The 17,189-nt window shown below is 63.4% G+C and carries 11 protein-coding genes and 1 pseudogene; 1 reads left to right on the forward strand and 11 read right to left on the reverse strand.

Annotated features, from left to right (window positions below; translation table 11 throughout):
• Window positions 1–240, reverse strand: a pseudogene (locus AC0L3I_RS31010) (hypothetical protein); the annotation flags it as partial.
• 235 nt (window positions 241–475) lie between these two features.
• Between AC0L3I_RS31010 and AC0L3I_RS31015 the strand changes: the two are divergent.
• The gene (locus AC0L3I_RS31015; protein WP_473529450.1) at window positions 476–2,437 is read left to right on the forward strand and encodes a M23 family metallopeptidase; all 1,962 of its coding nucleotides are present in this window, start codon (window positions 476–478) and stop codon (window positions 2,435–2,437) included.
• Window positions 2,438–2,458: 21 nt separating this feature from the next.
• Here the strand turns inward: AC0L3I_RS31015 and AC0L3I_RS31020 are convergent, their stop codons facing one another.
• The 10 genes from AC0L3I_RS31020 to AC0L3I_RS31065 all read right to left on the reverse strand — a co-directional run bounded on the left by AC0L3I_RS31020 (window position 2,459) and on the right by AC0L3I_RS31065 (window position 17,039).
• Entirely contained in the window at window positions 2,459–4,024 is a 1,566-nt protein-coding gene (locus AC0L3I_RS31020; RefSeq protein ID WP_473529451.1) for an MFS transporter, read from the reverse strand.
• A gap of 174 nt (window positions 4,025–4,198) precedes the next feature.
• Entirely contained in the window at window positions 4,199–5,665 is a 1,467-nt protein-coding gene (locus AC0L3I_RS31025; RefSeq protein WP_473529452.1) for a L,D-transpeptidase family protein, read from the reverse strand.
• Between the two features lie 251 nt (window positions 5,666–5,916).
• A complete protein-coding gene (locus tag AC0L3I_RS31030) occupies window positions 5,917–6,282 on the reverse strand; it encodes an MmcQ/YjbR family DNA-binding protein (protein ID WP_473529453.1) in 366 nt (121 codons plus the stop codon).
• 39 nt (window positions 6,283–6,321) lie between these two features.
• Entirely contained in the window at window positions 6,322–8,928 is a 2,607-nt protein-coding gene (gene clpB / locus AC0L3I_RS31035; RefSeq protein WP_473529454.1) for an ATP-dependent chaperone ClpB, read from the reverse strand.
• A 222-nt stretch (window positions 8,929–9,150) separates the two neighbouring features.
• The gene (locus AC0L3I_RS31040) at window positions 9,151–10,113 is read right to left on the reverse strand and encodes a DUF4167 domain-containing protein (protein ID WP_473529455.1); all 963 of its coding nucleotides are present in this window, start codon (window positions 10,111–10,113) and stop codon (window positions 9,151–9,153) included.
• Between the two features lie 302 nt (window positions 10,114–10,415).
• The gene (gene prmC, locus AC0L3I_RS31045) at window positions 10,416–11,306 is read right to left on the reverse strand and encodes a peptide chain release factor N(5)-glutamine methyltransferase (protein WP_473529456.1); all 891 of its coding nucleotides are present in this window, start codon (window positions 11,304–11,306) and stop codon (window positions 10,416–10,418) included.
• A complete protein-coding gene (gene prfA / locus AC0L3I_RS31050; RefSeq protein WP_123149158.1) occupies window positions 11,299–12,378 on the reverse strand; it encodes a peptide chain release factor 1 in 1,080 nt (359 codons plus the stop codon). The genes prmC and prfA overlap by 8 nt, the downstream gene beginning before the upstream one ends.
• A 204-nt stretch (window positions 12,379–12,582) precedes the next feature.
• The gene (ptsP, locus tag AC0L3I_RS31055) at window positions 12,583–14,853 is read right to left on the reverse strand and encodes a phosphoenolpyruvate--protein phosphotransferase (RefSeq protein ID WP_473529457.1); all 2,271 of its coding nucleotides are present in this window, start codon (window positions 14,851–14,853) and stop codon (window positions 12,583–12,585) included.
• A gap of 181 nt (window positions 14,854–15,034) precedes the next feature.
• Entirely contained in the window at window positions 15,035–16,288 is a 1,254-nt protein-coding gene (locus AC0L3I_RS31060; protein ID WP_473489489.1) for an aspartate kinase, read from the reverse strand.
• A 208-nt stretch (window positions 16,289–16,496) separates the two neighbouring features.
• Entirely contained in the window at window positions 16,497–17,039 is a 543-nt protein-coding gene (locus AC0L3I_RS31065) for a putative glycolipid-binding domain-containing protein (protein WP_473529490.1), read from the reverse strand.
• Window positions 17,040–17,189: the final 150 nt, after the last annotated feature.

Consider the following 17,189-nt stretch of genomic DNA (forward strand, 5'->3'; position numbering starts at 1 on the left):
CGTTCGAGTGTCGCTCACGCGGCTCTCTTGAATTTCGCAGAGGGCAGATCTAGAAGCGAACTTCTTCGTCGCCAGCGGCGCGCCGCCCTCGTTGGTGAGGCGTATATAGTCGGCAGCCGTCCAAAGTGTCAACAACCATTTCCGTCTTTTTTGAATTTTTTGCGACGAAAGATTGTGGCGCCGATTTTCGGTAGCCGACTTCCGCGGCGGCATGGGGATAACAAAGCCGACCACCGCCACGGAGCCCTATTGCCGCCGCATTGCGGTTTGACACCAAGGCCAACGAAGCCGGCGCATGCACCACCGGCGCGGCGCCTTATAAGAGACTGTAAGAGAGCCACTAAGAGAGAAGTATGACTGGGGATCTCGGCCGAAGCCAGGCGCTTCGTTGACTTCGCCCGCCGTGACAGGCAAATGTCATGGCCACAACAAAAGCGACAAGCCGTCCCGCCCGGGGAAGAAGCAGCCTTTCTGGATGCCAGATACGGAAAATGTCATAGCCGAACTCGGCAACGAGCCGCCGCTGATTGCGGACGGTCGCAGTGGCCCGCCCGACCGGCGCGAGGTTTCGGCGCGCTGGCTGTCGGGCACTTTTCTTACGGGCGTGACGTCGAGCGTGCTGATGGGCGTGGCGCTGTTCGCGGCCCTTGACGGCCGTCAGCAATTGGCAACGCCGCCCGAGATCGCCGAACTGATCAGCCTTGCAAGAGGCGACGATTCCGGCGAGATCGCCAAGACCACGAGGCTGGTGGCGCCGCGCCAGATCGCCAGGGCCAAGGACCGCCGGCGTATGGAAGTGTCGATGGTGACCAAGGTCGGCGACCGCGACGTCATCCACACCATGCCTTTCGTGCAGATCAAGATGGCGCTTGCCGCCGGGCACACGACCAGCCGCGCCTATCCGCCTTTCAACCCCATGCAGGTGTTTGGCGACGACCGCGACGGCAATGCCGGTCAGCCGGCGACCGCCGCCGCCGGCCAGATCTATGGCGCCAAGGTCGAAAGCGAGATGAGCCTGAAGACGGTCGATTTCCCGATCGAGACGGCGGCCTTCGACGAAAAGAGTGACTTGTCCGCCGACGAGGTGGAAAAGGTGGTGCGCCAGGCCGGCACGGACCTGAGCGACGGCGCCGTGCAGGTCGCATCGCTGCATTATGTCGACCCGCAGCGATTCGGCGATGCATTCGCCGAGAGCATGGCCGGGTCCTACGACGTCAGGATCGTCCCGGAAAACGTCTCGGTGTCGCCGCGTGCTGCCCCCGACGATCAAGCGCCGGCCTTCGCCGAGGAGATCATCCCCTTCACCAGGGACCGCGACATAGTCGAGGCCTTCGCCGATTCGGGCTATACGGGCGAGGACGCCACCGGCATGGCCGAGGCGATCGCCAAATTGCTGAATGCGACAGCGCTCAAGGCGGGAACCGTGCTGCGCGTCGGCCTCGAGATCCATGGCGACGCCGCCAAGGTCGTTCGCACCGGCATCTACGACAGGGCCCAGCATATCGTCACCATCGCGCTCGACGATCACGGCCAATATGTGCCGGCGCAGGAGCCGGAGCCCAATCCCGAATTGCTGACTGCGTTCGATGATTCGCCGCCGGTGGTGGTGCGCGGCAATCTGCCGAACGTCTATGACGGCATCTACCGCGCCGCCTACTCCTACGGCATGTCCAAGGCGATGACCAAGCGGCTGATCAAGCTCCTGGCGTCCGGTGTCGATTTCCAGTCGCGGCTCAATCCGTCGGACCGCATCGAGGTGCTGTTCTCGCAGCCGGACGGCGACGACCGGGCATCCGACGAATCCGAGTTGCTCTATGTCTCGGCGAGCTTCGGCGGTACGACGCGCAATTTCTACCGGTTCCAGATGCAGGACGGCAGCACCGACTATTTCGACGAGGACGGCCGCAGCGCCCAGCAGTTCCTGCTGCGCAATCCCCTGCCCGCGGGAAAATTTCGCTCCGGCTTCGGTGCCCGCAGGCATCCGATCCTCGGCTATGTGCGCATGCACACCGGCGTCGATTGGTCAGCCTCCATCGGCACGCCGATCATTGCCTCCGGCAACGGTGTCGTCGAGAAGGCCGGCTGGGCCGGTGGCTATGGCAAACAGATCATCATCCGTCACGCCAATGGCTACGAGACCTCCTACAATCACCAGAGCGCTTTTGCCAAAGGCATCGCGCCGGGCGTGCGCGTCCGCCAAGGCCAGACCATCGGCTTTCTCGGCCAGACCGGTCTCGCCACCGGTCCGCATCTCCACTACGAGTTGATCGTCAACGGCACCAAGGTCGACCCGATGCGCGTTCGCCTGCCGGTCGGCAAGGTGCTGAAGGGCGACGATCTCGTCGCCTTCAAGCGCGAGCGCGGGCGCATCGATGATCTGCTCAAGCAGGAAGACAGCGATTCGCTGAAGGTCGCGAGCGCCAAGATCGAAGGCTGAGCCGGAGCCTTTCCGAGCTCCTCAGCTCTGCGAAGTCTCAGATCCACGCGGCCATGGCAGTCGTTCGCCGGAAACAGTCGTCCACGCCACGATTGCCGAGAGCAGGCAAAGCAGCGCGGTCGCCAAGGCGACGGCTGCGAAAGCTGCGTCGCTGGCGGCAAGCCTTGCTGCATCGGGATCCGGTGCCAGGCCCGCCGGCGCCGGTTCGCCGAAACCCGGAATGCCGGATGCGGCACCGCTATTCAGCGCTGCCGCATAGATCCAGGCCGCCAGTGACCCCATCGCCGCCACCGCGATCAGGCCGCCAATGCGCGAGACGGCATTGTTGATTCCCGAAGCAGCACCCGTATCCTTGTCCTCGACCGCCGTCATCACCGCCGTCGACAGCGGCGACACGACCAGCGCCATGCCGAGCCCCATCAGCGCCATCAGCGGAAACACTCCCCACCAGAAACTGTGGATGCCGGCATAGGCCAGCAAAGCAAGCCCGGCAAAGGCGACAGCGACGACGAGGCTGCCGCTGGCGATCGGAAAACGCGGACCGATCCGGTCGGACCACTGGCCGACGGGCCCCGACAACAGCGCGATCAAGACCGACAGCGGCAGGAAGATGAAGCCGACCTCGGCGGCGCTCAGCCCCCATCCGGCGATCAGCAGCATCGGCAGATAGAACAGGTTGGCCGACAGCGCGAAATAGAGGAAGAAGGTCGCTACATTGGCGCCGGCGAAGGCGCCGACCCGAAACAGCGAGAGATCGATCATCGGTTCGTGGTGCCGGCGCTCGAAGACGATGAACACGATGAGCAGCACCGCGCCGGCGGCGATACTCGGGCCGGACATTTGCCCCTCGCCTTCGCTGCCCATCGAAGTCAAGCCGTAGGCAAGCGCGCCGAACGCCAAGGTGGCGAGGGCAGCGCCGCCGAGATCGAGGCTGCGCTTTTCCGTCGGTGCGTCAGCCGGGACCTTGGCGAGCAGAAGGTAGATCGAGACAAGACCAAGCGGCAGATTGATCGCGAAGATCGCCCGCCAGATGCCGTCGCCGAAGGCCGACAAGACAACGCCGCCCAGCACCGGGCCAAGCGCCGTCGTCAGCGCCGAGGCCGCCGCCCAGATGCCGATCGCCCTGCCGCGCTCCTTCTTCGGATAGGCTTTGGCGATAATGGCGAGGCTGCCCGGCACCATAATGGCGGCGCCGATGCCCTGAATGGCGCGAAACGCAATGAGCACCGGCGGGTTCGGCGCCACCGCGCAGGCAAGCGAGGCGGCAATGAACAGCGCGATGCCTGCCACGAAAGCATGCCGCAGGCCAAAACGGTCGCCGGCGGCGCCGCCGACAAGGATGAGTGCCGAAAGCGTCAGCGCATAGGAGTTCGAAATCCACTGCGCCTCGGCGAGGCTGGCGCCAAGATCGACGCGGATCGCCGGGGTGGCGATGGCCAGGATCGAACCGTCGATGAAGCCGAGCGCGGAAGCCAGGATCGCCGCGATCAGCACGAAGCTGCGCCGCGATTGCGGGCAAAACGTATCGGCCGGAAGCGGCCTGATCAGTGGGACGGCTTCGGCGCCGACTTCGCTTGGAGAACGCATGAAGCCTGCTTAGACCTCCTATACGCCGGCAACAACCGGCCAGAGGGTTGCTGTCGTTGAAACCAGAACACCGCGGCTCCTTCGCTTGCCAAGGACCATCGGCCGATTAATACGTCGCCCAAAAACCCTGCTCCCGGGTTGACCCAGGGTGCGCGATGATTTGGGATATGGCGCTCAGTCGATGAATTCCACCGTGACGCCCGGCGACACGATTTTTGCCAGTTCGCGCGCGTCCCAATTGGTCAGCCGCACGCAGCCATGGCTTTCGGTCTTGCCGATCTTGGAGGGGTCGGGTGTGCCGTGAATGCCGTAGGTCGGTTTGTCCAGCGCAATCCAGACCGAGCCGACGGGGCCGTTCGGGCCCGGCGGGATGGTCAGGATCTTGTTGTTTTCGCCCTGCTTGAAATTGATACTCGGGTTGTAGGTGTAGTTCGGATCTAACGCGACCCGCGACACCACATGCGTGCCGGTGGGTGAAGGCGTGTCCGCCGAGCCGATGGTGGCTGGATAGGCCGCGATTAGCTTGCCCGACGCGTCATAGGCACGGACTTGCTTGTTGCCCTTGTCGGCGATGATGTTTGCCACCGGATTCGCCACCAGTCTGCCGAAATTGGCGACCTTGATGATCGTACCGGGACGGTTGAAGTTCGCTTCGGGATTGAGCGCCTTCAGATAGTTCTCGTCCATATGGAACCGCTCGGCCAGCGCTTCGGTGACGGAGGTGTAGCTCAGCCGGTCGAGCTGCGCCTTCTGGCCGTAGTCTTCCGGCACCGAGGCGACATAGGGGCCGGCCGCATCCTCGGGCGTGACGTTGTAGGAGGCGAAGGCATCGCCGCCGGACTGCTCAAGGGCTGCCTGGATGCCGACCACATCGGTCGACCGCAGATTGCCGCCGGTGATCTCGTTGTAGGCGGCGAGCGCCTTGTCGACATTCGAGCCGAAGCGCCCGTCGACGACGCCGGGCGAAGCGCCGGCGCGGTCGAGCAGCACTTGCAACGCAGCAACATCCTGGCGTGCACCGAGTGAAAGCGACGGATCAATAACGGTCTCGCCGCCGATCTTTGGCGGCAGTGCCGCCTGGTCGCCCGGCGCCGTCGGCTCGACCGGTTCGATCGAAGCCTCGTCGAGCGGCTGGCGCTTGACGGTGCGCGGCATTATCGGCTGCGGCGCTTCCGGATAATCGTTGCCATAGCTGCCGTCATCGCGCGGCGCTTCGGGAAAAGCTTCCACCGAATTGTCGCTGTAGGGATCGTATTCGTCGACCGGCGGTGCGACGATCAGGCCTTCCTCTTCCAATTGCCTGCGGCGCAAGCGCGCCACGTCTTCCGGGTCGTCGAGATAATAGCGGTCGTCCTCGACCGGTCCGAGATTGCGCAAGCGCTCGCGGCGGAGCGCGCGGCGGTCGAACCTGGTCTGCGGCGGCTGGATAGCGAGGACCTTGCCGGTTTCCGCATCGACGATGACGCGGTTTCCCCTGGCGTCGTAATAGACGTCGAAATCGCCGTTCTGGGCGACCAGCACGCCACCGGCATCGGCCGCACGGGCAGATCGCGGCGCGATGTCTTCCGTCGGCGCGGCCATTGCGCTCGAAGAAAGCAGCCCGGCGGCAAGCGCCGAAAGGGTGAAGATCGTGCGGAACATGTTGGGCAAATTCTCCAGTCCATAATTACCGCCGCCCGGCGTTGTCACTTTGGAGCGCCGCGCGTCCCTTCGGACGCGCAAGGACGCTCTAACACTTAAAATCTCCGCATTATGCATTCCGAAAATCGAATTCGATTTTAGGGCCTATGCGGCAGCGAACCCCTTCGCCAGCAAATCAGTTGCCAACCATAAAGTTCCAACATGAACCGGGCATGAAGATGGCGGATTTCTGGCGGTGAGAGCAACCTTAGCTAGCTGGTGGCGAGTCCCAATTCCTTGCGCGCCTGCTTCGTCAGCTTGAGCACGACAAGGCGATGGCTTTCGCGCAGATAGTCCTTCAGCGCGTCATCGTCCATGCTTTGGCTTGTCTGGCGCTGGATCCATTTTATGCCGCGAGAGGCAAGATAGGGCGCGGGCCGAAGGCCCGGCTGTTCCTTCAAGATGTCATAAGCGATGTCGGAGCATTTGAAGGTGACGAACGGCTCCTTGCCCTCGCTCCAACCGCCGATCGCAAAGACCTTGGCTCCGACCTTCCAGACATGGGCGCCGCCCCACTGGACGACGTGGCTCGCCGCAGGCAGCGAGGCGCAGAAGCTGTTGTAGTCATCCAGCGTCATCTGCGCCCCGTTGTTTTAATTATGTGGCGGCCTCGAAAATCAGGCCGCCGCCTCGGTCGCCACGACCGTCGGCTTCGACCGGAAGTTCAAACGGTCGGAACCTGCGGTGACCTTGACGGTCGAACTGTCGAGGATGTCGCCGAGCAGGATCTTCTCCGCCAGCGGATCCTGCAGGTCCTTCTGCATCACCCGCTTCAGCGGCCGCGCGCCATAGGCCGGATCGTATCCCTTGGCCGCCAGCCAGTCGATCGCCTCCTGGTTCAGCGAAAGCGTGATCTTGCGATCGACGAGCAGGCTTTCCAGCCGCTTGAGCTGGATCTCGACGATGCGGCCCATATCCTGCCGGCGCAGCCGGTGGAACAGGATCACCTCGTCGACGCGGTTGAGGAACTCCGGCCGGAACGACGCCCTGACAGCGCTCATCACCTCGTCGCGGACGACATCGACGTCCTGGTTCTCACCGAGATTGACCAGATATTCGGCGCCGAGGTTCGACGTCATGATGATCAGCGTGTTGCGGAAATCGACCGTACGGCCCTGCCCGTCGGTCAGACGGCCGTCGTCGAGCACCTGCAGCAGCACGTTGAACACGTCCGGATGCGCCTTCTCGATCTCGTCGAACAGCACGACCTGATAGGGCCGGCGCCGCACCGCTTCGGTCAGCGCGCCGCCTTCCTCATAGCCGACATAGCCGGGAGGCGCGCCGATAAGCCGGGCGACCGAGTGCTTCTCCATGAATTCCGACATGTCGATGCGCACCATGGCGCTCTCGTCGTCGAACAGGAAGCTGGCGAGCGCCTTGGTCAGTTCGGTCTTGCCGACGCCCGTCGGTCCGAGGAACATGAATGAGCCGATCGGCCGGTTCGGATCCTGCAGGCCGGCGCGGGCACGGCGAATGGCTTTCGACACGGCCTGCACCGCCTCGCCCTGGCCGACGACGCGCTTGCCGATCTCGTCTTCCATGCGCAGCAGCTTGTCACGCTCGCCTTGCAGCATCTTGTCGACCGGAATGCCGGTCCAGCGCGACACGATATGAGCGACGTGATCAGGGGTGACTACCTCTTCGACCATGCCGACCTTGCCGTCCTGGGCTTCGGCTGCCTTCAACTTCTTTTCCAGTTCCGGAATCTTGCCATAGGCAAGCTCGCCGGCGCGCTGGAATTCACCCTTGCGCTGGGCAATGGCGAGCTCGTTGCGCGCCTCGTCGAGCTGTTTCTTCAGGTCGGCGGCGAGCCCGAGCTTCTGCTTCTCGGCCTGCCATTTCGAGGTCAGTTCGGTCGATTCTTCTTCCAGAGCGGAAAGATCCTTTTCGAGGCGGGCGAGCCGGTCCTTCGACGCGTCGTCCTTCTCGACCTTCAGCGCCTCACGCTCGATCTTGAGCTGCATGATGCGGCGGTCGATCTCGTCCAGCGCTTCGGGCTTCGAATCGACCTGCATCCGGAGCCGCGACGCGGCCTCGTCGACAAGGTCGATGGCCTTGTCCGGCAGGAAGCGGTCGGCGATATAGCGGTTGGACAGCGACGCTGCCGCGACCAGCGCCGAATCCGAGATGCGCACCTTGTGGTGCTGCTCGTATTTTTCCTTCAGGCCGCGCAGGATGGAGACGGTGTCTTCCACCGTCGGCTCATTGACGAAGACCGGCTGGAACCGGCGGGCAAGGGCGGCGTCCTTCTCGACATGCTTGCGGTATTCATCGAGCGTCGTTGCGCCGACGCAGTGGAGTTCGCCGCGTGCCAGCGCCGGCTTCAGCAGGTTCGACGCATCCATGGCGCCGTCCGCCTTGCCGGCGCCGACCAGCGTGTGCATCTCATCGATGAACAGAATGATGCCGCCGGCGGCAGCGGTAACTTCCGAAAGGACCGCCTTCAGCCTCTCCTCGAATTCGCCGCGATATTTGGCACCGGCGATCAGCGACCCCATATCGAGCGCCATCAACTGCTTGTCTTTGAGCGATTCCGGCACGTCGCCGTTGACGATGCGCAACGCCAGTCCTTCGGCGATCGCCGTCTTACCGACGCCGGGTTCACCGATCAGCACCGGATTGTTCTTGGTGCGGCGCGACAGCACCTGGATGGTGCGGCGGATTTCGTCGTCGCGGCCGATGACCGGGTCGAGCTTGCCGGCGCGGCCGTCGGAAGTCAGGTCGCGCGCGTACTTCTTCAGCGCATCATAGCCCTGCTCGGCGCTCGCCGAATCGGCGGTACGACCCTTGCGGACGTCGTTGATCACCTGGTTCAGCGCCTGTGGCGTCACCCCGGCCTTGGTCAGGATGTCGGCGGTCTTGGCGGATTTCTCGACCGCCAGCGCCGTTAGCAGCCGCTCGACCGTGACGAAGCTGTCGCCGGCCTTCTTGGCCAGTTCCTCGGCGGTCGAGAACACCTTGGCCAGCGGCTGCGCCAGATAGAGCTGGCCGTTGCCGCCTTCCACCTTGGGCATGGCCTCAAGTGCCGTCTCGACGCCAAGCTTGACGTCGCGGACGCTGCCGCCGGCGCGCTCGATCAACGACGCGGCCAAGCCCTCGTCGTCGTCGACGAGCACTTTCAATATATGTTCGGGGGTGAATTGCTGGTGGTTGCGCGAGAGCGCCAAGGTCTGCGCGGACTGGATGAAGCCGCGCACGCGCTCGGAATATTTTTCAAGGTTCATCTCTGTCTCCTTCCGTCACCGGCCCGCTTTGCGGCACCGGATCAGATTGCGGTGACGGACCCGCCCGTTCGAGCCGGGTCCTTTCACGCGAGATATGGGGCGCAAGCCACGGACCCTCAAGACGTCCCAATAATGGTGAATGCATAATATTGCCCGGGCGCGCAAAACAAAAACGGCGGAGATTTCTCTCCGCCGTCCAAGAATGTCTGAAGCCTTGCTCGATCAGTTGTTGACGTCGATGACGGCGGGCTCGCCACCGGCATCTTCCGCCGGAGCTGCATTCACGTTATCAGCGCCAGCATTGTCGTTACCGCCATCCACCTGATCAGCATTGACGCGCGGGCGGCGCGGACGCCTGGGGCGGCGGGCAGCGCCGCTTTCGGCGGCTGCTTCGTTCATCTCAGCCTGGGCAGCGAGAGCCGCCGGCGAAAAGTTTTCGAACTGCGGCGCGGGTTCGGTCACAGAAACCGGCTCGACCGGAGACACAGTTTCCGCCTGTACGGGCGTCTCGTTCTGTACCGGTGTCTCGTTGCGCCGGCTCTGATCGCCGCGCCGGTTCTGATCGTCGCGCCGGTTCTGATCGTCTCGTTGTCCGCCCTGCTCGCCGCGCGCACCGTATTCGCCGCGCTGGCCGTTCTGGCCGTAGCCGCCATTGGGGCGACGGTCACGATGGCGGCCGCCATTGTTGTCGCGCCCACGGTTATCGCGATTATCACGGCCGCTTTCCTGGTTGAACGCCAACTCGGCCGGCGTGCCGTCGATGACCGGCTGCGGGCCGCCACCTTGGTTGACCACCGGAGCCGCAGTCTCACCGACATTGCTGTTACCGGCATTGTCGAACTCGTCGCGATCTTCGTCGCCGTCATCGTCGAAATCGTCGCGGTTCTGCTGAGCGCTCTGGATCGGTAGCTGCGCCTGCGCGGCAGCGATGATGCGATTGTAGTGCTCGGCGTGCTGGAGATAGTTTTCCGCCATCACCCGGTCGCCGGAGCTTTGCGCGTCACGGGCAAGGGTTGCGTATTTTTCGGCGATCTGCTGAGCCGATCCGCGGATCTTCACGTCCGGACCGTTGCTCTCGTAGTTGCGCGTCAGGGGATTTGGGCCCTTGCGGTTGTTGTTGTTGTTATTGCCGCCGCCATTGTTGTTGCGACCGCGCATGCGCCTGTTCTGCTGTTGTGGCCTCATTCGACTCTCTTCATTTTGAAATTTTCGAAAATTGTTCACGCACGGAGGCGCTCATGCAGCCAGCCGTCTCGTTCTTCACCGGCGTTCGCCCGCATCGATTGCGTTGGCGCCACGTCTCATCCTGTTCCGGTTACATCACTTGTCGGACGATTCCCGCACGAAGCTTGGGCGTCGTTTGCGCAAGAAGGCAGCTATTTCCAAGGAAACCGAATCGCTAAGAGCACTGCCTGCTTCGTCTCATCCGGTTAAGGCGACCCTAGCCGCATTCCCCGGCATTGCCAAGCGCTTTTTTTTGCACTGCATCACGGCTTTGTCAGTTCCTTTGTCAGTTCAAAGATCAGAACCCTCTCGTTTCCGCCAAAGTCTCGGAATACCCCCGCCGGCATATAGCCAGCTGCGGAGAATATGCCCGTGACCTCTTTGCGTTGGGTGTGGCCGATCTCGACCGCAATCCTGCCCTCGGCCTCCAAAAAACCTGCCGCCTCGGCGGCGATGATCCTGTAAGGACTCAGACCGTCCACGCCGCCATCGAGGGCTTGGCGTGGATCGAAATCGCGGACTTCGTCCTGCAGATTTTCAATGTCTATGGACGCTATATAGGGCGGGTTAGCGGCAATTACATGGTATCGGCCAAAAACTTTTTCGAACCAGTCGGATTTGAGCACCTGGAACCGGTCGGCTAACCCCAATTCCCCGGCATTGCGCATGGCGGTCGCCAGCGCGCCTTGCGAAATATCGACACCGGTGGCGACCGCCGCCGGAACGGCGCTGAGCAGCGCCAGCGCGATCGCGCCGGTGCCGGTGCCGAGATCGAGGATACGGCATTGGCCTTGCCGTTCCGCTGTCGCCCTAGCGAAGGGCAGCACCGCTTCGACCAGCGTTTCGGTGTCCGGTCGCGGCTCCAGCGTTTCCGGTGACAGCGACAGGCGCAAGCCGTAGAATTCGCGATGGCCGAGGATGCGATGCACCGGCTCACCCGCAATCCGCCGCTTCAAGGCTGCATCGATCGCGGCAATCGCGCAGGCATCGACCGTGCATTCGGGATCGGCGATGGCTTGTGTGCGGGTCGTGCCGGAAAGATGTTCGACGATCAGCCTTGCATCCAGCGCCGGATCGGCGACTGAGGCCGCGGCAAGGCGTGCCCGCGCCGCTTTCAGCAGCGGCCCGAGCGTCCCGGGCAGACTGTCAGCCATCGAGGCCGATATCGGCGAGCAGCTTCGACTGGTGATCGGCGATCAGCGCGTCGACGATCTCGTCGAGTTCGCCCATCATCACCCGGTCGAGCTTGTAGAGCGTCAAATTGATGCGATGGTCGGTGACGCGGCCCTGCGGGAAATTATAGGTGCGGATGCGCTCCGAGCGATCGCCGGAACCGACCTGCGATTTGCGCGATTCGGAGCGTTCCTCGTCAGCCTTGCTGCGCTCGAGGTCGTAAAGCCTGGCGCGCAGGATCTGCATGGCTTTCGCCCGGTTCTGGTGCTGCGACTTCTCCGCCTGCACCACCATGATGCCGGTCGGCAGATGGGTGATGCGCACCGCCGAATCGGTGGTATTGACGTGCTGGCCGCCCGAACCCGAGGCGCGCATCGTGTCGATGCGGATATCTTCGGCCCTGATGTCGATGTCGACCTCTTCCGCTTCGGGCAGCACCGCAACCGTCGCCGCCGAGGTGTGGATACGCCCGCCGGCCTCGGTCGCCGGCACGCGCTGCACACGATGCACACCGGACTCGAATTTCAGATGGGCAAAGACCCCCTTGCCCGAAATAGTGGCGATGATTTCCTTGTAGCCGCCGACCTCGCCCTCGCTGGCCGACACCGTCTCGAAACGCCAGCCGCGTGCCGCGGCGTAGCGTTCGTACATGCGGAACAGGTCGCCTGCAAAGAGAGCCGCCTCGTCGCCGCCGGTTCCGGCGCGGATTTCGAGGATGGCGTTCTTGTCGTCTGCGGCATCCTTGGGCAGAAGCAGGATCTGGATGTCCCTTTGCAGCGCCTCGATGCGTTCCCTGACCTCGGGCAGATCGGCCTCGGCCAATGCCCGCATCTCGGCATCGGTGCTTTTGTCGGCGAGCATCGCCTGCAAGTCGGCCTGTTCATCCTCGGCGGTCCGCAGGGCCCTGATCTTTGCGACCATCTCCTGGATGTCGGCATATTCCGACGCCATCTTGACATAGGCGTCCGCCGCCGGCCCGGCCGACATCTGCGCTTCGAGCATGTCGAAACGCTTGACGACTTGATCCATACGGTCGCGGGGCAGGTTGATCATAGTCCTGGAACTTCGATAAGATTCACGTCAGGGCGAGCCGAAAATGACGAGTTTCGAGAACCGGCCTACGCCGGCCGTAGCCTTCATAGGGCGGAGGCATCGATGAGGGCTTCGGCCGGCGAAGGCCGGAGCGGAATGTACATTTAGGTACATGAGCACCGGAAGCGCAGAAAATCGACATTTGCAGGCCGCCCTCACGTGAATTTACAACGGAATGGAGCGGTCGTCGGCAAAGGCTTGCAGCAGCGCCCGCATCGGCAACCCCTGGACCGGCGCCATGAGATTGTCGTCGAAGAACGTCTCCAGTTCGGCCAGCGGCAGGTCCGTCAGCATCGCCTTGACCGGACCGATCGAAGCCGGCGACATCGAGATCGACCGGTAGCCAAGGCCGATCAGCGCCATCGCCGAGATCGGCTTGCCGGCCAGTTCGCCGCACAAGGTCACCGGGGTTTGATTGCGCACCCCGGCGTCGGCAATCTGCTTCAGAACGCGCAGGAACGGCGTCGACAGCGCATCGAAGCGGTCGGAGAGCTGCGTGTTGCCGCGATCGACCGCCATGACGAACTGGAACAGATCGTTCGAGCCGACCGAGACGAAATCGACGGCCTTCATCAACTCGTCGAGCTGGAACAGCAGCGACGGTACTTCCAGCATGGCCCCGAGCTTCAGGCTGGTCGGCAGATGATGGGCAAAACGCGACAAATGTCGCACCTCGCGATCGATGATCTCGCGCGCCTGTGCGATCTCGCCGAGTTCCGTCACCATCGGCAGCATCAGCTTCAGTTCACGCCCACCGCAGGCCTTCAGAAGCGCGCGGATCTGGGTGCGCAACAGGCCCGGCCGGTCGAGCGTCAGGCGGATGGCGCGCCAGCCGAGCGCCGGGTTCTCTTCCTGGATCGTGTCCTTGAAGTAGGGCAGCACCTTGTCGCCGCCGATATCGATGGTGCGGAAGGTGACCGGCTTGCCGCGCGCCGCGTCGAGCACGTCGCGGTAGAGCCGTTCTTGGGCTTCCGCACGCGGAAAGGTCGAGGCGACCATGAATTGCAGCTCGGTGCGGAACAGGCCGATGCCGGCGGCGCCAGCCTCGGCAAGCTGCGGCAGATCGACGGCCAGGCCCGCATTCATCAAAAGGTCGACCTGGACGCCGTCCTTGGTCACCGACGGCTTCTTGCGCAGTTCGCGGTAGACCTCCTGCCGCCGCGCCCGGAAGCGGACCTTTTCGGCATAGGCGGCTTCGAGGTCGGGCTGAGGGCGCAGATGGATCGCGCCTTCCTCGCCGTCGACAATGATGGCGTCGCCGTTTTCCGCCATGGAAACGGCGCCCCTCATCTGGCCCGCGACCGGTATGCCCATGGCCCGCGCCACGATAACGACATGGCTGGTCGCCGCGCCGTCCTCGAGCACCAGCCCGCGCAGCTTGTCTCTGGGATAATCGAGCAGTTCGGCGGCCCCCATCGAGCGGGCGACGATGATGGCGTCCTTCGGCAGCGAGGCCGCAACGTCGTCTGGCCCGCGCCCCATCAACTGGCGCAGCAACCGGTTGGCGAGATCGTCGAAATCGCTCATCCGCTCACGCAAATACGGATCGGTCATGTGCAGCATGCGGGCACGCATGTCGCTCTGCACTTTTTCCACCGCCGCTTCCGCCGTCAGGCCGTTGCGGATCGCCTCTTCCAGCCGGCGCACCCAGCCGCTGTCGTTGGCGAACATGCGATAGGCTTCGAGCACCTGGCGGTGCTCGCCTTCGAAAGCGACTTCGCGGCGTTCCAGCATATCGTCGATGGAGAGCCGGAGCGAACCAAGGGATGCATCGAGCCGCTTGATCTCCTCATCGCTGTCCTCGTTGAACAGATTGGTGACGACGATGCGCGGCTCGTGCAGCACGACATGACCGAGCCCGACACCCTCGTTGAAGGACAGGCCGGTAAAGCTCACCGGGCGGCGCAGGTCGAGTTCGAGCCCGGGCCGGGTCAGCCGGGCAAGGTCGCCGGTGGCGATCATCTCGGCGATCACCATCGCCGTCGTTTCCAGCGCCTCGACTTCGTCGTCGCGATAGTGGCGCATGGTCTTGTTCTGGACGACCAGAACACCAAGCGTGCGCCCTGCCCTGAGCACCGGCACGCCGAGGAAGGAATTGTAGATCTCTTCCCCCGTTTCCGGCAGGTAGGCGAAGGCTGGATGTTCCTGTGCGTTGGAGAGATTGAGCGGCCGTGCTGAGGCCGCGATCGTGCCGACGAGGCCTTCGCCCAGCCTGAGCTGCGCCAAATGGACGGCCTTTGGGTTCAGACCCTCGGTGGCATAGAGTTCGAGCACCGAATCGGCGCGCAGCACATAGAGCGAGCACACCTCGGCGACCATGTTGGCGGCGATATCGCGCACGATGCGGTCGAGCCGCTCCTGCGGCTCCAGCGGCTCCTGCATGAGCTCGCGGAGCCGTTTCAGCAAAACGCGCGGGCCACTGGCCGTATCACGCATCGCGGCTTGTTCTCCAATGGACATTTTGCCCGCCGCAGTTTCTCCCGCGGCCGGCGCTCACGCAACAACTCAATTAGAGCGCCATGCGTCCAATTGGACGCCAAAGGACGCTCTAAGACTTTCGATCTGCTGCATCGTGCTTTCCGAAAATCGACTCCGATTCTCGGGCCGATGCAGTCTGCTACTGCTTATCCAGACCGTAGACGGAATGCAAAGTGCGAACCGCAAGTTCGGTGTAGGGACCGTCGATCAGGATCGAAATTTTGATCTCGGAGGTCGTGATCGCGCGGATGTTGATCGCCTTGTCGGCCAGCGCCTTGAAGGCGGTGGCGGCGACGCCCGCATGGCTCCTCATTCCGATGCCGATGACCGAGACCTTCGACATGCCGGCTTCCGACTGTACGACGTCGTAGCCGATCGTAGTCTTCAGCCGCTCGAGCACGGTAAGCGCCTTGTCGACATCGCCGGACGGCACGGTGAAGGTCATGTCGGTGAACTTGCCGTCCTCGGAAATGTTCTGAACGATCATGTCGACGTTGATGTTGGCCTCGGCCAACGGCCCGAAAATGCCGGCGGCGACGCCCGGCCGGTCGCTGACACGGCGCAATGAAATCTGCGCTTCGTCCTTGGCATAGGCAATTCCGGTGACGACCTGCTGTTCCACGATCTCTTCCTCGTCGCAAATAAGCGTTCCGGGCGGATTGAGCAAATCCCCCATTCCGGGCGCGTCGGGATCGTCGAAGGACGACCGCACGAAAGTACGCACCTTGTGCACCATGGCAAGCTCGACCGAGCGTACCTGCAGGACCTTGGCGCCGAGAGAGGCCATCTCAAGCATTTCCTCGAAGGAAATCTTGGCCAGCCGCCGCGCTTTCGGCTCGATGCGCGGGTCGGTGGTGTAGACCCCGTCGACATCGGTGTAGATGTCGCAGCGGTCGGCTTTGACCGCCGCCGCGATGGCGACAGCACTGGTGTCGGAGCCGCCGCGGCCGAGCGTCGCGATGCGATTGTCCGGCCCGATGCCCTGGAAGCCGGCGACCACGGCCACCTGGCCCTCGCCGAAGCGCTTGATCAGGAACGCGCCGTCAATGTCGAGAATGCGCGCCGCGCCATGCGCATTGTCGGTCTTGACCGGGATCTGCCAGCCTTGCCAGGAACGGGCATGGACGCCCATGTTCTGCAGCGTGATCGCCAGCAGGCCGGCGGTCACCTGCTCGCCGGAGGCGACGACGGCGTCATATTCGCGTGCATCGTGCATGGGCGAGGCTTCGCGCGTCCATTGCACGAGCTCGTTGGTCTTGCCGGCCATCGCCGAGACGACCACCGCAACCTCATGGCCGGCATCGACCTCGCGTTTGACATGGCGCGCCACATTGCGGATGCGGGCGATGTCGGCGACGGAGGTTCCGCCGAATTTCATCACGATGCGCGCCATGGAAGCGAAATGCCTTTGACTGGGTGCCGGACCGGCTGCCGAAAAAACGGAAAGGGAGCGCCCGACTGGGCCGGCCGCTGAATTCGCGGCCTCCTTAGCCAAATGCTTTGGGTTTCGCAAGGCGTGCTGCCGGTTGCAGCTGGCGACGAAGGCGACAGACGAGGGCGGCAGCGCGTGCCCGCATGCCTATCGACGACATGCGGTGGCTTCAGGCCAGGTGCGCTGCGCCTCTCCACAGGCCCGGATAGTCGACAACGAAGCCGGCCGGCGAGACTTTCAGGATCTCATCGTAGCCGAACATGGGCGAAGCATAGGCGTAACGGGCCTCGTCGAGACGCCGATAGGTCTGTTCGAGGCGCACCAGCCTGAGTTCGGGAAATGTCAGATACGCAGCCGGAGCTTGTGTCGACATGCCGACCTCCAGGTCGAAACGGCGGATCGCCAGCAGGTTGGTAGCGGGCATGAAGCCGAGATCGACATCGATGAGGCCAGCGACTTCTCCTTGGCGTTCGCCGTTCAGCGTCCATCCGCCGTCGGCAAGTCGTTCAATCGCATAGTGCAGATCTTGTGTGCCGAGAAAGCCCTCGATGTGCTCCGATCGTGTATGCCAGCCGGCATCGCAGGTCACCTCGTAGGCAATGCTGCACGGCTTGCCGTCCTGGACGAAAAGCGCCTGCCCTCTGAGGCTGCGCCCACCGTCCGTTTCCGAAGGCCGGCCAGATTCAGACAGCAGGCCATTTTCAGACAGCAGGCAGGCGTCATGGCCTCGAGGTCAAGTCGGCGCCAAAGGATGGAAGCTACGCTTCGCATCATGGTCTCCTCCCGTTGAAAGCAACGCCTCTCCTTCGTCCGCCGGAATAATTTTGTTTCCGCCGTGAGGCGTATCGAGCTGCCACATGCT

This window comes from Mesorhizobium sp. WSM4840 (genome assembly GCF_055811755.1).

What these genes read in the sequence shown, in the direction of transcription:
- AC0L3I_RS31015 (WP_473529450.1), top strand. Translation starts at nt 476, where the DNA reads ATGCCAGATACGGAAAATGTCATAGCCGAACTCGGCAACGAGCCGCCG.
- AC0L3I_RS31020 (WP_473529451.1), bottom strand. Translation starts at nt 4,024, where the DNA reads ATGCGTTCTCCAAGCGAAGTCGGCGCCGAAGCCGTCCCACTGATCAGG.
- AC0L3I_RS31025 (WP_473529452.1), bottom strand. Translation starts at nt 5,665, where the DNA reads ATGTTCCGCACGATCTTCACCCTTTCGGCGCTTGCCGCCGGGCTGCTT.
- AC0L3I_RS31030 (WP_473529453.1), bottom strand. Translation starts at nt 6,282, where the DNA reads ATGACGCTGGATGACTACAACAGCTTCTGCGCCTCGCTGCCTGCGGCG.
- clpB (WP_473529454.1), bottom strand. Translation starts at nt 8,928, where the DNA reads ATGAACCTTGAAAAATATTCCGAGCGCGTGCGCGGCTTCATCCAGTCC.
- AC0L3I_RS31040 (WP_473529455.1), bottom strand. Translation starts at nt 10,113, where the DNA reads ATGAGGCCACAACAGCAGAACAGGCGCATGCGCGGTCGCAACAACAAT.
- prmC (WP_473529456.1), bottom strand. Translation starts at nt 11,306, where the DNA reads ATGGCTGACAGTCTGCCCGGGACGCTCGGGCCGCTGCTGAAAGCGGCG.
- prfA (WP_123149158.1), bottom strand. Translation starts at nt 12,378, where the DNA reads ATGATCAACCTGCCCCGCGACCGTATGGATCAAGTCGTCAAGCGTTTC.
- ptsP (WP_473529457.1), bottom strand. Translation starts at nt 14,853, where the DNA reads ATGCGTGATACGGCCAGTGGCCCGCGCGTTTTGCTGAAACGGCTCCGC.
- AC0L3I_RS31060 (WP_473489489.1), bottom strand. Translation starts at nt 16,288, where the DNA reads ATGGCGCGCATCGTGATGAAATTCGGCGGAACCTCCGTCGCCGACATC.